Origin of the sequence: Streptomyces toxytricini (assembly GCF_014649915.1) — a bacterium.
GTDB lineage: Bacteria > Actinomycetota > Actinomycetes > Streptomycetales > Streptomycetaceae > Streptomyces > Streptomyces toxytricini.
Genome location: NZ_BMTY01000019.1, coordinates 18,045 through 31,248 on the forward strand (window position 1 = coordinate 18,045; position 13,204 = coordinate 31,248).

The 13,204-nt window shown below is 72.7% G+C and carries 13 protein-coding genes; 9 read left to right on the forward strand and 4 right to left on the reverse strand.

The genetic code is table 11. The features are described 5' to 3' along the window. Window positions 1-92 precede the first annotated feature (92 nt). A complete protein-coding gene (locus IE170_RS23035; protein ID WP_189811359.1) occupies window positions 93-320 on the forward strand; it encodes a hypothetical protein in 228 nt (75 codons plus the stop codon). Between the two features lie 314 nt (window positions 321-634). Here IE170_RS23035 and IE170_RS23040 read toward each other — a convergent pair whose 3' ends face one another. Beyond that, window positions 635-1,429, reverse strand: coding sequence for a hypothetical protein (locus IE170_RS23040; protein WP_223855645.1), 795 nt, complete (start codon window positions 1,427-1,429; stop codon window positions 635-637). Between the two features lie 168 nt (window positions 1,430-1,597). Between IE170_RS23040 and IE170_RS23045 the strand changes: the two genes are divergently transcribed. The 7 genes from IE170_RS23045 to IE170_RS23075 all read left to right on the forward strand — a co-directional run bounded on the left by IE170_RS23045 (window position 1,598) and on the right by IE170_RS23075 (window position 8,070). After that, window positions 1,598-2,212 carry a phosphatase PAP2 family protein gene (locus IE170_RS23045; protein ID WP_189811361.1) on the forward strand — a complete coding sequence of 205 codons (615 nt, stop codon included), beginning with the start codon at window positions 1,598-1,600 and terminating at the stop codon, window positions 2,210-2,212. 22 nt (window positions 2,213-2,234) lie between these two features. After that, entirely contained in the window at window positions 2,235-3,188 is a 954-nt protein-coding gene (locus IE170_RS23050) for an iron-sulfur binding domain-containing protein (protein WP_223855528.1), read from the forward strand. A 171-nt stretch (window positions 3,189-3,359) separates the two neighbouring features. Continuing rightward, window positions 3,360-3,932 (forward strand): SigE family RNA polymerase sigma factor, encoded by a 573-nt coding sequence (locus tag IE170_RS23055; RefSeq protein ID WP_189811362.1) that lies wholly within the window; start codon window positions 3,360-3,362, stop codon window positions 3,930-3,932. 38 nt (window positions 3,933-3,970) lie between these two features. Further along, window positions 3,971-4,606 carry a hypothetical protein gene (locus IE170_RS23060; RefSeq protein WP_189811469.1) on the forward strand — a complete coding sequence of 212 codons (636 nt, stop codon included), beginning with the start codon at window positions 3,971-3,973 and terminating at the stop codon, window positions 4,604-4,606. 102 nt (window positions 4,607-4,708) lie between these two features. Beyond that, window positions 4,709-5,413 carry a two-component system response regulator CseB gene (cseB, locus tag IE170_RS23065; RefSeq protein WP_189811363.1) on the forward strand — a complete coding sequence of 235 codons (705 nt, stop codon included), beginning with the start codon at window positions 4,709-4,711 and terminating at the stop codon, window positions 5,411-5,413. Then, complete coding sequence (gene cseC / locus IE170_RS23070) at window positions 5,410-6,723, forward strand: two-component system sensor histidine kinase CseC (protein WP_189811364.1); 1,314 nt, start codon at window positions 5,410-5,412, stop codon at window positions 6,721-6,723. Before cseB ends, cseC begins: the two co-directional genes overlap by 4 nt. Window positions 6,724-6,792: 69 nt before the next feature. Then, window positions 6,793-8,070 carry a LamG domain-containing protein gene (locus tag IE170_RS23075; RefSeq protein ID WP_189811365.1) on the forward strand — a complete coding sequence of 426 codons (1,278 nt, stop codon included), beginning with the start codon at window positions 6,793-6,795 and terminating at the stop codon, window positions 8,068-8,070. A gap of 58 nt (window positions 8,071-8,128) precedes the next feature. Here the strand turns inward: IE170_RS23075 and IE170_RS23080 are convergent, their stop codons facing one another. Next, window positions 8,129-8,737, reverse strand: a complete 609-nt coding sequence (locus IE170_RS23080; RefSeq protein WP_189811366.1) for a M23 family metallopeptidase — start codon at window positions 8,735-8,737, stop codon at window positions 8,129-8,131. A gap of 449 nt (window positions 8,738-9,186) precedes the next feature. Further along, on the reverse strand, window positions 9,187-11,712 hold the full coding sequence (locus tag IE170_RS23085) for an ATP-dependent Clp protease ATP-binding subunit (protein WP_189811367.1): 2,526 nt from the start codon (window positions 11,710-11,712) through the stop codon (window positions 9,187-9,189). A 450-nt stretch (window positions 11,713-12,162) separates the two neighbouring features. Between IE170_RS23085 and IE170_RS23090 the strand changes: the two genes are divergently transcribed. Then, window positions 12,163-12,732, forward strand: a complete 570-nt coding sequence (locus tag IE170_RS23090) for an SCO3374 family protein (protein ID WP_189811368.1) — start codon at window positions 12,163-12,165, stop codon at window positions 12,730-12,732. On the opposite strand, the gene IE170_RS23095 is transcribed toward IE170_RS23090, so the two are convergent. Beyond that, a complete protein-coding gene (locus IE170_RS23095; protein WP_114053576.1) occupies window positions 12,711-13,049 on the reverse strand; it encodes a histone-like nucleoid-structuring protein Lsr2 in 339 nt (112 codons plus the stop codon). The two genes, IE170_RS23090 and IE170_RS23095, sit on opposite strands and share 22 nt — an antisense overlap. Between the last annotated feature and the right edge of the window lie 155 nt (window positions 13,050-13,204).

Sequence of the window (13,204 nt, forward strand, 5' to 3'; positions counted from 1 at the left end):
GCCACCGGCGCACAGCGCCCCGTCCCGGCCACCTCGGTGGTCCGGGACGGAAGAGCGGCACATGTCGAGCAGAGCGAAAGGCAAGAGCCAGCATGAAGCAGAAGATCACCTTGCTTGCCGGCGCCGTGGCCGTGGCCGGCGGTGTCGTCCTCGCGGCCGCGGCCACCGGCCAGGCGTCCCCGGCGGAGCGCGGACAGTCCGTCACCAACCCCGCCCCGCGGGCGACCGTGGCCTTCGGCCACGAGCTGTCCGTGTCCGACCCCGGCGCCGTCGAGCCCCTCGGCGAGTGGGGCGTGGGCCGGCGGACGCCGCGCGCCTAGGGCCTGTCGTCAAACTCCCGTCGTCGCCCGGAGGGCGGCCCCGCGGCGTTTGGTGCGTGCTCTCGGCGTGCCGGGCGGAAGCCCGCGTACCGGACGTACTCGGGCTTTCGCCCGGTGCGGCGAGAGCGCGTGCCAGGCGCCGCGGGGCAGGCGGGAGTTTGGCGAAAGGCCCTAGGGCCTGTTTTTCGGAGCCCGCTCCCCCGGCCACCGCGGGGAGGTGTTCCGGGACCCGCGTCGCCCGGCACCGCGCCTCGCCCCCCTCGCGATGCACGGCACCGGACGGCGCGGGCTCGACCGGAGGGATCCGAGAAGCCCTACTCCGGCTTCAGCACGAACGAGGTCCGCGCCACCGGCAGGCCCGGGGCCTTGGCCTCCACCACGTAGGTGTCGGGGACGGCCGCGCCCTGCGGGGGCGTCTGGCACTGGTCGGCGGCGCTGGGCTTGCGGTCCCATTCGACGGCGTGCCTGGCCTCGCCCTGCGCCGGCACGCGGAAGAACGCGCCGCCCGCGCCCTGCGGGCAGTCCGCCGACGACCACACGGCCTTGCTGGTGCTCGCCTGCAGGATCGTCACGACGGCCTGCTTCGGGCCGAGGTCGACCTTGCAGGTGGATCCGGTGATGTTGCGGGCGATCAGTTCCAGACGGGGCTTCTCGCCCGCCTCGTACTCGTTCTTGGCGCTCTTGACCTCCCACTGGAGGGCGCTCGTCGAGCACGTCGGCAGCGGGGAGTCGGCCGGCACCTGCGCCGCCGCCGCGCCGCCGGCCGTACCGGCGCCGCCGCCCGCGCCCGCCGCCGAGCCGGGGTCGGCGCCGGAGGCCGCGCCGCCGCCCGAACCGGAGCCCGGTTCACCGTTCTTGGCCGTTCCGCCGCCCGACTCGGGCCGCCCGCCCGGGGCTTGGCTGATGGCCGGCCCCGTGCCCGAGGGCCCGGGCGTGATCGAGGCCGCCGGGTCGGGACCGTCCTGGCCCTTCCCGTTCGTACTGGAGTTGCCGCCACCGGAACTGACGGCCCATACGGCGAGCAGCGCGATGAGCGCCACGACGGACGCCAGGACGGCCCTCCGTCGCCAGTAGATGGAGGAGGGGAGCGGCCCGACCGGATTGCGCATAGATCCCACGGACGGAACTCTACGAGAATCCGGGGCCCGAACCGCGCCCCACATGCCGCACATCCGCCCGGTTCTGCCGATGATCATCCTGGAGGCGGACGGCGGGGGAGGACAATCAGCCAGGGGTGGCACGCGGGCGCCCGCGCGCGTTGAGTACGGTCGGTCACCATGGACACCTCGGACCTCTACCGCGACATCACCGACTCCGCCCGCTCCGCACCCGGTTGGGTGCAGACGGCGTTCGAGGTGTGGACCGAACTCGGGCTGCTGATATTCGGTTTCCTCTTCATAGCCGTGTGGTGGCGCGGCCGCGGGCAGCGCAACACCCGGGCGGTCGCCCTCGCGGTGCTCGCCCCCCTCGCCACCGCGTTCGCGTACGTGGTCTCCGAGACCGTGAAGGTCTTCGTCCAGGAGGAGCGGCCCTGCCGGGCCGTCGCGAACGCGGCCGCCTCGCTCTCCGTGTGCCCCGAGCCGGGCGACTGGTCCTTCCCCAGCAACCACTCCGCCATCGCGGGGGCAGCGGCCGTCGCCCTCGCCCTGGCTCTGCGCCGGCTGGTGCTGCTGACCCTGCCGATCGCGGCGCTGATGGCGTACTCCCGGGTCTTCGTCGGCGTGCACTACCCGCACGACGTGGCCGTCGGCCTGGTGGGCGGCGGGATCGTCGCCGCCCTCTTCGTCCTGGCGCTGACCGGGCCGGTGGGCCGGATCGCCGCCTCCATGCGGGCGAGCGGCAACCCGGCGGCCATGTGGTTCACCGGTCCGGGCTCCGCACGCAGGGCCTGAAACGTGCCAGGATGCGGTAGCCATGACTGCATCCCGGACGACCACCACCGCACCCGCCGGCTCCACCGGTGCCGCCGGCGCCCCGGCGGCACCCCACCCGCTGCACGCGCCGGTCATCGACTGGTTCGACGAGCACGCCCGCGACCTGCCCTGGCGCCGCCCCGAGGCCGGCCCGTGGGGCGTGATGGTCAGCGAGTTCATGCTCCAGCAGACGCCCGTCAGCCGGGTCCTGCCCGTGTACGGGCAGTGGCTGGCCCGCTGGCCGCGCCCCGCCGACCTGGCCGCCGAGGCCCCCGGCGAGGCCGTGCGGGCCTGGGGGCGGCTCGGGTACCCGCGGCGCGCCCTGCGGCTGCACGGCGCGGCCGTGGCCATAACGGAGCGGCACGGCGGCGATGTGCCGCAGGACCACGCGCAGCTCCTCGCACTGCCCGGGATCGGCGAGTACACGGCGGCCGCGGTGGCCTCGTTCGCGTACGGGCAGCGGCACGCCGTGCTCGACACCAACGTCCGCCGGGTCTTCGCCCGGGCGAGGACCGGCGTCGAGTACCCGCCGAACGCGACGACCGCGGCCGAGCGGCGCCTGGCCCGCGAGCTGCTGCCGCAGGACGAGGCGACGGCGGCCCGCTGGGCGGCGGCCTCCATGGAGCTCGGCGCCCTGGTGTGCACGGCCCGCAACCCGGACTGCGCCCGCTGCCCCGTGGCCGGGCAGTGCGCGTGGCGGCTGGCCGGCAAGCCCGCGCACGACGGGCCGCCGCGGCGCGGGCAGACGTACGCGGGGACGGACCGGCAGGTCAGGGGCAAGCTCCTCGCGGTGCTGCGGGACGCGGTCGGACCCGTTCCGCAGTCGGTGCTGGACACGGTGTGGAACGAGCCCGTGCAGCGGGCCCGCGCACTGGACGGGCTGGTCTCCGACGGGCTGGTGGAGCCGCTGCCCGGTGGCGTGTACCGGCTGCCGCAGCATCCCGCCTCCGGCTGACTGATCCATTCCGCTTCTCTCGGGGAAAGCCCAGCTCACAGGCGTTGTTACACAACCTATGGGTGTCCGTGCGCCCACCGCAGGCTGGCCCGCACAGGCTCGTGACAACGCCTCCGTACCTTCGGGTCCATTGCAGCGGACGAGCGGTGCACGGAACGGAGGCGGTCGGAGATGGCGCACGGCGAGGTACTCGGCTTCGAGGAGTACGTACGCACCCGGCAGGACGCGCTGCTGCGCAGCGCCCGCCGCCTGGTCCCGGACCCCGTCGACGCCCAGGACCTGCTCCAGACCGCCCTCGTGCGCACGTACGGCCGCTGGGACGGCATCGCCGACAAGTCCCTGGCCGACGCCTACCTGCGCCGCGTCATGATCAACACCCGTACCGAGTGGTGGCGCGCCCGCAAGCTGGAGGAGGTCCCCACCGAGCAGCTCCCGGACGCCTCCGTCGAGGACGGCACCGAGCAGCGCGCCGACCGCGCCCTACTGATGGACATCCTGAAGGTGCTCGCCCCCAAGCAGCGCAGCGTCGTCGTGCTGCGGCACTGGGAGCAGATGAGCACGGAGGAGACCGCTGCCGCGCTGGGCATGTCCACGGGTACTGTGAAGAGCACCCTGCACCGCGCACTGGCCCGGCTCCGGCAGGAGCTGGAGAGCCGGAACCTGGACATGCGCGCGCTGGAGCGCGGTGACCACCGCGGTGACCCCACCATCCGGTACGAGAGGCGTGAGCGGTGCGCGGCCTGAACGGCCAACTCCTGAGCGGCAGAGGGCCGCTGGTACTGATGTCGGCGGGGACGGTCGTCCTCGTCGGCACCGTGCTGTTCGCGGCCGGGTGCTCGGCCGCGGGGACGGGGCTGCGCGACGGCGGCCCCGCCCGCACGGAGACCGTCGCGAAGAGCGGCTCGCCCCCGGCCCCTGCGAGCTCCGCGCCGAGCGCGCCGGGCGGGTCGGGGAAGCCGTACCAGAAGGTCGACCCGGTCGCCCTGCTGATGGCCGACCCCAAGGTGAACCCGCAGGTCAAGCGGGATCTCAAGCCCTGCACGGGCAAGGAGTACCCGGTCGACGTCAGCTACGGGAAGGTCACCGGCGGCCCGGCCGCCGACATCGTGGTCAACGTGCTGTCCTGCGCCGACGCCCTGGGCCGCGGCTCGTACGTGTACCGGGCCGAGGACGGCAGGTACGAGAATGTGTTCTCGGACGAGCAGCCGCCCGTCTACGCGGAGATCGACCGGGGCGACCTGGTCGTCACCAAGCCGGTGTACGGCAAGAGCGACCCGCTCGCCTACCCCTCCGGCGAGGACGTGGTCACCTACCGCTGGGACGGGGAGAGGTTCACCGAGCACGACCGCGTGCACACCGACTACAGCAACATCGACGGCGGGGCCCTGCCCGCCCCGGCAGTCAGCCCGAAGGGCTGAGGCGCCGCGCCGGCACCCGGGGGCGACCCGGCGCCGGCAGACCCCAGACCCGGGCCCGGGCGGCCCACCGACGAAGCGAAGATACCGAGGCGAGGCGTGCGCATGGCCGAGACCCATGTCCTGTTCGTGGAGGACGACGACGTCATCCGCGAGGCCACCACCCTGGCGCTGGAGCGCGACGGGTTCACGGTCACCGCCATGCCCGACGGCCTGTCGGGCCTGGAGTCCTTCCGGGCCCGCCGGCCCGACATCGCCCTCCTCGACGTGATGGTGCCCGGCATGGACGGCGTCAGCCTGTGCCGCCGCATCCGCGACGAGTCCACCGTCCCCGTGATCATGCTGTCGGCGCGCGCCGACTCCATCGACGTGGTCCTCGGCCTGGAGGCCGGCGCGGACGACTACGTCACCAAGCCGTTCGACGGCGCCGTCCTCGTCGCCCGGATCCGGGCCGTCCTGCGCCGCTTCGGGCACGCCGGCGGCCCGAACGGGGCCGGCGGGCCCGGCGACGACGGCCCCGGGAACGGGATCCTCGCCTTCGGGGACCTGGAGGTCGACACCGAGGGCATGGAGGTCCGCAGGGCGGGCGCCCCGGTGGCGCTCACCCCGACCGAGATGCGGCTGCTGCTGGAGTTCTCCTCCGCGCCCGGCACCGTGCTCTCCCGGGACCGGCTGCTGGAACGGGTCTGGGACTACGACTGGGGCGGTGACACCCGCGTCGTCGACGTCCACGTGCAGCGCCTGCGCACCAAGATCGGACAGGACCGGATCGAGACGGTCCGCGGCTTCGGATACAAGCTCAAGGGATGAGACGCTTCACCTTCCGCACGGGCATCCGCTGGAAGATCGCCTCGGCCATCGCCGCCGTCGCCGCGCTCGTCGTCGTCGCCCTGAGCCTCGTCGTGCACAGCGGCGCCCGGACCTCGATGCTCGACAGCGCCCGCGAGGTGCAGCTCGACCGCGTCCAGTTCATCGCCCGCAACGTCGAGGCGGGCCGCAAGCCGCCGATGGGCGCCAAGCTCAACGACCCGGACCTGCCCGCGGAGTTGCGGGAGAAGGCCAAGTCGGGCCGGCGCGGCACCTACATCCAGGAGCCGCGCAGGGGCCTGCCCGAGGTGTGGGCGGCGGTGCCGCTCGGCAACGGCCAGGTCCTCTCGCTGCACACCACCTTCAAGGACAGCGCCAAGCTGGTCCGCGACCTCGACCGGGCTCTGGTCGTCGGCTCGCTGACCGCCGTCGTCGCCGGCGCGGCGTTCGGCGTGCTCATCGGCGGGCAGATCTCGCGCCGGCTGCGGAAGGCCGCCGCCGCCGCGCAGCGCGTCGCCCACGGCGACCCCGACGTACGGGTCCGGGACGCCGTCGGCGGCGTCGTCCGCGACGAGACCGACGACCTGGCGCGCGCGGTCGACGCCATGGCGGACGCCCTCCAGCAGCGGCTGGAGGCCGAGCGGCGGGTGACCGCGGACATCGCGCACGAACTGCGGACCCCGGTGACGGGCCTGCTGACGGCGGCGGAGCTGCTGCCGCCGGGCCGGCCGACCGAGCTGGTCCTGGACCGGGCGCGGGCCATGCGGGCGCTCGTCGAGGACGTGCTGGAGGTGGCCCGGCTGGACAGCGCGTCCGAGCGGGCGGAGCTCCAGGACCTGGCGCTGGGCGAGTTCGTCGGGCGCCGGGTGGCGGCGCAGATGCCGGAGGCGACCGTACGGATCGTCGCGGACGAGATCGTCAGCACCGACCCGCGGCGCCTGGAGCGGATCCTCGGCAACCTGCTGGCGAACGCGGCCCGTTACGGGCGCCCGCCGGTCCAGGTCGACGTCGAGGGCCGGGTGGTCCGGGTCCGCGACCACGGCCCCGGCTTCCCCGAAGCGCTGCTGCGGGAGGGCCCGAGCCGGTTCCGCACCGGGTCGACCGACCGGGCCGGCGGGGGCCACGGGCTGGGGCTGACGATCGCGGAGGGGCAGGCACGGGTGCTGGGCGCCCGGCTGACGTTCCGGAACGTGGCCGCCCCGGGCGGTTCGGACCAGGAGGGCTCCGCCGCGGGCGCGGTGGCCGTCCTGTGGCTGCCGGAGCACGCCCCGACGGCGACGGGCAGCTTCCCCATCGTCCGGCTGCCGGAGTGAGCGGACGCCCCGAAGGGGATCGGGACCGGGTCGTACTCCTGTACGGCGCCGTGTTCTAGCATCCCTGGCATGACCGACGGCAAGAATCCCCCGACCACCCCGCAGCCCGAGCCCGCTCCGGGGAACAGCGGCTACGGGTTCCCGCCGGTCCCGCCGGCACCCGGCGGCGGCTACGGCTTCCCGCCCGGACAGCCCCCGGCGGGCGGCGGCTTCGGCCCGCCGCCGGGCGGGGCCGCCCCGCAGGGCGGCTACGGCTTCCCGCAGGCGGACGCCCCGAACCCGTACCGGCAGGACGGGCCCGGCGCACCGGGCGCTCCGGGTGCGCCCGGCGGGCCGTTCCAGCAGAACCCGCACGTGCCGCCCTCGCAGTGGCCGCCGGCCGGGCTGCCCGTCCAGGAGACCCCGGCGCCGGCGCCGTTCTTCCCGCAGCAGTCCGAGCAGCCCGACTGGGAGGCGCTGGCCGACCGCACGGCGGCCGAGCGGCGCAAGAAGAGGACGTGGGGGATCGTCGGCGGTGCGACCGTGCTGGCGCTGCTCGCGGGCGGCGGCGCGTTCTGGCTGCTCGGCGGCGACGGCGGCGGGGAGCAGCAGCAGGCGGCCGACGACCAGCCGGCGGCCTCGGAACCGGCCTCGCCCTCGCCGAGCGGCTCCAAGAGCAAGAAGCCGGCGGACAACAGCCCGACCGTCAAGGACGACCCGACGCAGATCCGGGACCGCGCCGGGAAGGCGCCGCTGAAGATGGGCCCCGACGCGGGCGTCTTCCCGATCGACAAGCGCTTCGAGGTCCGCACCAAGGGCGGCGAGAACTCCTATGCGGAGTCCGAGAAGCGGGTCGTCGACACGTCCAAGAGCTTCACCGTCTCGGCCCGCGTCTGGGTCCGCTCCGACAAGGGCCGGCAGATCGCCGTCAGCCAGGGCAACGAGAAGTCGTCGTCGTTCGCACTGGGCCTGGACCAGGTGAACGGGAAGCCGGCCTGGGTGTTCCGCGTGCAGACCGGGGACCAGGGCGCGGACGCCACGACCGTCGTCGTCAGCGGCACCAGCTCGAAGATGGAGAAGACCTTCGCCGAGCTGACCGCGACCTACGACGCCGAGCGCAAGCAGATCGCCCTGTACGTGAACGGGAAGAAGGCCGGTGAGGCGGCGGTTCCCGGCATCCACGACGCGAAGGGGCCGCTGCAGCTGGCGCGCGCCCGGCACGAGGACAAGTGGACGGCCGCGTGGAACGGGGCCATGGACAGCATCCAGACCTACGACAAGGCGCTGTCGGCGGCGCAGGTCGACACGCTGAAGCCGGGCAAGGCGCTTGCGTCGGTCGAGCCGACCGGGGCCTGGCTGCTCTACTGAGCCGGCCCGGCGGGGAATCCCCGCCGGGCCTGCCGTGCCCTCCGCAGGAGGCTCCGGGTCAGAGGGTGACGCCGGCGGCGCGCAGGAAGGCGACCGGGTTCACGGAGGAGCCGTAGTTCGGGGTGGTGCGGATCTCGAAGTGGAGGTGCGGACCGGTCGAGTTGCCGGTGTTGCCGGAGAGGGCGATCTGCTTGCCCTTCGCGACCTTCTGGCCGACCTTCACCTGGACCTTGGACAGGTGCGCGTACTGCGAGTAGGTGCCGCCCGCGTGCTTGATGACGACGGCGTTGCCGTAGGCCGGGCCGTCACCGCCGCCGTTGGGGCCGGCCTTGACGACGACGCCGGCGGAGACGGACTTGACCGGGGTGCCCACCGGGACGGCGAAGTCCTGGCCGGAGTGCTTGCGCGACCACAGGTTGCCGCCCTTGCCGTACGTGGCGCTGAGCGTGTAGGTGGAGAGCGGCTTCTGCCAGGCGCCGGCCTTGGCGGCGGAGGAGGCCTGGGCGGACGCCTGCGCGGCGACCAGCTCGGCGGTGGCGGTCAGGCTGGTGGGGGCCTCGTCGGCGAACGCGGAGCCGGTCCCGGCACCCAGGGCCAGGGCCGCACCGATGGCGGTTGCGCCGATGGCAAGACGGGTACGGGGGGTGGTGACGCGCTTCGCGGACATGGATGACCTCCGGGGCCGGGGACAGGGGCAGTCAGGCATCAGGCGGCCCGGCACGCTGTGCGACCGGGTGCCGGGCTTGCCCCTCATTGGTAACCCGCGCCCCACGCCATCCCCAAACGTCCCTTTTACTACCCCGGCTCGTAGCCGGGGGCCGTGTGACGCAGGCCGTAGACCGCCCGCTGCCAGCACTGATGCCCCGGTCGAGGTGGGGGCAAATCGGACACTGGATCTACGAAAGGTCATAGGACGTCCGTTTTGCCCTGTGCCCCTTGTCACCGGCCGATGGCCCGTACGGACCCTGCGGGCGCCGGATTCGCGGCCCGGAGAGCGCCCTCGAAGCGGGCGCGGAGTGCCCGCGGAGGCGCCGCCCATGCAAAAGGGGCGGCCCCGGAACCGAGTGGTTCCGGGGCCGCCCCTGGTGCGTCAGGCCGCCTGTGCGGGCCGCGCGGTCACGCGCCCTTGCTCAGGTCCGGACCGGAGCCCGTCGCCTCGATCGGGGGGAGGTCCGGCAGGGCCGACTTCTCCTCGCCGCGGAAGGTGAACTTGGCTTCCTCGCCCTCACCCTCCTTGCCGACGACCACGATGTGGCCGGGACGCAGCTCGCCGAAGAGGATCTTCTCCGACAGGATGTCCTCGATCTCGCGCTGGATGGTCCGGCGCAGCGGGCGGGCGCCCAGGATCGGGTCGTAGCCGCGCTTGGCGAGCAGGAGCTTCGCGTCACCGCTCAGCTCGATGCCCATGTCGCGGTCCTTCAGGCGCTCGTCCACCTTGGCGATCATCAGGTCGACGATCTGGATGATGTCGTCCTGCGACAGCTGGTGGAAGACCACCGTGTCGTCGACACGGTTCAGGAACTCGGGGCGGAAGTGCTGCTTCAGCTCCTCGTTGACCTTGGCCTTCATGCGCTCGTAGCCGGTCTTGACGTCGCCCTGGGCGGCGAAGCCCAGGTTGAAGCCCTTCGAGATGTCCCGGGTGCCCAGGTTGGTGGTCATGATGATGACCGTGTTCTTGAAGTCCACGACCCGGCCCTGGGAGTCGGTCAGGCGACCGTCCTCCAGGATCTGGAGAAGGGAATTGAAGATATCCGGGTGGGCCTTCTCGACCTCGTCGAAGAGGACGACGGAGAACGGCTTGCGGCGCACCTTCTCGGTGAGCTGGCCGCCCTCTTCGTAGCCCACGTAGCCGGGGGGCGAACCGAAGAGGCGCGAAACCGTGTGCTTCTCGCTGAACTCCGACATGTCGAGGGAGATCAGCGCGTCCTCGTCGCCGAAGAGGAATTCGGCGAGCGTCTTCGACAGCTCGGTCTTACCGACGCCGGACGGGCCGGCGAAGATGAAGGAGCCGCCGGGGCGCTTCGGGTCCTTCAGACCCGCACGGGTGCGGCGGATCGCCTGGGAGAGCGCCTTGATGGCGTCCTTCTGCCCGATGACGCGCTTGTGGAGCTCGTCCTCCATGCGCAGCAGGCGCGAGGACTCCTCCTCGGTCAGCTTGAAGACGGGAATGCCGGTCGCGGTCGCGAGTACCTCGGCGATGAGCTCGCCGTCGACCTCGGCGACGACGTCCATGTCGCCGGCCTTCCACTCCTTCTCGCGCTTGGCCTTCGCGGCGAGGAGCTGCTTCTCCTTGTCGCGGAGGGAGGCCGCCTTCTCGAAGTCCTGCGAGTCGATCGCCGACTCCTTGTCCCGGCGGACGCCCGCGATCTTCTCGTCGAACTCGCGGAGGTCCGGCGGCGCGGTCATCCGGCGGATGCGCATCCTGGAGCCGGCCTCGTCGATCAGGTCGATCGCCTTGTCCGGCAGGAAGCGGTCCGAGATGTACCGGTCGGCCAGGGTGGCCGCCTGCACGAGGGCCTCGTCCGTGATGGAGACGCGGTGGTGGGCCTCGTAGCGGTCGCGCAGGCCCTTGAGGATCTCGATGGTGTGCGGGAGCGAGGGCTCCGCCACCTGGATCGGCTGGAAGCGGCGCTCCAGGGCCGCGTCCTTCTCCAGGTGCTTGCGGTACTCGTCCAGCGTGGTGGCACCGATGGTCTGCAGCTCGCCGCGGGCCAGCATGGGCTTGAGGATGCTGGCGGCGTCGATCGCGCCCTCGGCGGCGCCCGCACCGACGAGGGTGTGGAGCTCGTCGATGAACAGGATGATGTCGCCGCGGGTGCGGATCTCCTTGAGGACCTTCTTCAGGCGCTCCTCGAAGTCACCGCGGTAGCGGGAGCCCGCGACCAGGGCGCCCAGGTCCAGGGTGTAGAGGTGCTTGTCCTTGAGGGTCTCGGGCACCTCGCCCTTGACGATGGCCTGCGCCAGGCCCTCGACGACGGCGGTCTTGCCGACGCCGGGCTCGCCGATGAGGACCGGGTTGTTCTTGGTGCGGCGGGACAGCACCTGCATGACCCGCTCGATCTCCTTCTCGCGCCCGATGACCGGGTCGAGCTTGGACTCGCGGGCCGCCTGGGTGAGGTTGCGGCCGAACTGGTCCAGGACGAGCGAGGTCGAGGGGGTGCCCTCGGCCGGGCCGCCTGCGGTGGCCGACTCCTTGCCTCCGCCGGAGTAGCCCGAGAGCAGCTGGATGACCTGCTGACGGACCCGGTTGAGATCGGCGCCCAGCTTCACCAGGACCTGGGCGGCGACGCCCTCGCCCTCGCGGATCAGGCCGAGCAGGATGTGCTCGGTGCCGATGTAGTTGTGGCCGAGCTGGAGGGCCTCTCGGAGCGAAAGCTCCAGGACCTTCTTCGCCCGCGGGGTGAAGGGGATGTGCCCGGACGGGGCCTGCTGGCCCTGGCCGATGATCTCCTCAACCTGCTGGCGAACAGCCTCGAGCGAAATCCCGAGGCTCTCCAGGGCCTTAGCGGCGACACCCTCACCCTCGTGGATCAAGCCCAGGAGGATGTGCTCGGTGCCGATGTAGTTGTGGTTGAGCATCCGGGCTTCTTCCTGAGCCAGGACGACAACCCGCCGCGCGCGGTCGGTGAACCTCTCGAACATCGTTTATCGCTCCTCAGAGCGGTCGGGCAGTTCGGGGTCGGTCCCCGCCCTGTCCTTCCGCATGCTAGTCCCGCGGGGCGGGACAGCTCATTCCAACTGCCGACATCCGTCCGCGGCTCACCCCCGTGTCCGTGGGGAAAACCGGCTGCAACAGCCGACAACTGCTCCAACCCGATGGTGCGAGACGATGTTCCCGCAGGCCAGGCAGATACCCGTCACACGTGTACGCCGATGGCGAACGGAACCGCTCAAATCAGCGTGTCGCCCCGATCCACTAGGAATGTCTTACCCGTGCACACTGACACTCCATGCCCGCGGCACCGCATCCCTCCGCTACGGGCGAACACGATTCCGTCCCGAATGCGGGACCGCGCCGGCGGGGAGCTTTACGTTCCGCACCTGTCGGGAAGCCCAGCGTAACCCGGAGGGGCCCCCGGAGTTGCTCCGGGCATGGCCTTCACCGTTCCGCCGCCCCGCTCCGCCCCCGAGGCCGGATTCGCCCCCTGGTACGGGGACGTCCTCGGCTGGCCCGTGGTGGGCGGCCCGCCCGGCGCCCTTCCCACGGGGGTCCGGTTCGACGCCCTGGAGCTGCCGTCCGATGCGGGGGCGGAGCTGCTGCGGCGGACCGTTCCCACGGGCCCCGTCGCCCTGGAGGGCGGCCGGATGCGCTTCCTGCTGGCCGCGGGGAGCGCGGACGAGCTGGACGGGCTGCTGGACTGGCTGGAGTGGGGCGGGGTCGCCCTGGACCTCACCGCCCTGGGTCGGGGCGGTGCCTTCACCGCCCCGGTCCCGCCGGGGCGGTGGCCGCGGGGAATGCGCCGGGGGGCCGCCGTGTGGCTGCGGCCCCCCGGACCGGGGTGCGAGGCCCTGCTGCCGGCCCTGCCCGGGCCCGGGCGGGGCGGCGGGGCCGCGGACCGGCCCGATCTCGTGCGCCTGGTCGCCGCGGCGGCGACGGAGTGCCACCGGGCGCGGCTGCGGCGGCGCACGCCGCTGCGCGGTCAGCCCTTGGCGTTCTCGTAGGCCTCGCGGATCTCGGCCGGGACGCGCCCGCGGTCGTTGACGTTCATCCCCTGGGCCTTGGCCCACGCGCGGATCTCCGCGGTGTCCGGGTGGCCGGAGCCGGAGGCGGCGCGGCCCTTGGCGCGGCCGGCGGCGGCACGGCCGCCGGTGCGGCGCCCGCTCTTGGTGTACGGCTCGAGCAGACCACGGAGCTTTTCCGCGTTGGCGGTGGTGAGGTCGATCTCGTAGGTCTTGCCATCCAGAGCGAACGTCACGGTCTCGTCCGCCTCGCCACCGTCGAGGTCGTCGACAAGAAGGACCTGAACCTTCTGTGCCACCGGATTTCCTTTCATCGAAAAGCAGTACGCGGAAAGGAAACCGCTTTTCCCGGGAAAACACAAACCCCCCGGGAGAGGTTCAGGACCGCAACGGGGAGGGAAACGTACGCGATTCGGACATAGGCCACAGGTGCGCGGAGCCCGGGAAAAGCCGC

What these genes read in the sequence shown, in the direction of transcription:
- IE170_RS23055 (WP_189811362.1), top strand. Translation starts at nt 3,360, where the DNA reads ATGGCGCACGGCGAGGTACTCGGCTTCGAGGAGTACGTACGCACCCGG.
- IE170_RS23090 (WP_189811368.1), top strand. Translation starts at nt 12,163, where the DNA reads ATGGCCTTCACCGTTCCGCCGCCCCGCTCCGCCCCCGAGGCCGGATTC.
- cseB (WP_189811363.1), top strand. Translation starts at nt 4,709, where the DNA reads ATGGCCGAGACCCATGTCCTGTTCGTGGAGGACGACGACGTCATCCGC.
- IE170_RS23045 (WP_189811361.1), top strand. Translation starts at nt 1,598, where the DNA reads ATGGACACCTCGGACCTCTACCGCGACATCACCGACTCCGCCCGCTCC.
- IE170_RS23085 (WP_189811367.1), bottom strand. Translation starts at nt 11,712, where the DNA reads ATGTTCGAGAGGTTCACCGACCGCGCGCGGCGGGTTGTCGTCCTGGCT.
- IE170_RS23035 (WP_189811359.1), top strand. Translation starts at nt 93, where the DNA reads ATGAAGCAGAAGATCACCTTGCTTGCCGGCGCCGTGGCCGTGGCCGGC.
- cseC (WP_189811364.1), top strand. Translation starts at nt 5,410, where the DNA reads ATGAGACGCTTCACCTTCCGCACGGGCATCCGCTGGAAGATCGCCTCG.
- IE170_RS23060 (WP_189811469.1), top strand. Translation starts at nt 3,971, where the DNA reads ATGTCGGCGGGGACGGTCGTCCTCGTCGGCACCGTGCTGTTCGCGGCC.
- IE170_RS23040 (WP_223855645.1), bottom strand. Translation starts at nt 1,429, where the DNA reads ATGCGCAATCCGGTCGGGCCGCTCCCCTCCTCCATCTACTGGCGACGG.
- IE170_RS23050 (WP_223855528.1), top strand. Translation starts at nt 2,235, where the DNA reads ATGACTGCATCCCGGACGACCACCACCGCACCCGCCGGCTCCACCGGT.
- IE170_RS23075 (WP_189811365.1), top strand. Translation starts at nt 6,793, where the DNA reads ATGACCGACGGCAAGAATCCCCCGACCACCCCGCAGCCCGAGCCCGCT.
- IE170_RS23080 (WP_189811366.1), bottom strand. Translation starts at nt 8,737, where the DNA reads ATGTCCGCGAAGCGCGTCACCACCCCCCGTACCCGTCTTGCCATCGGC.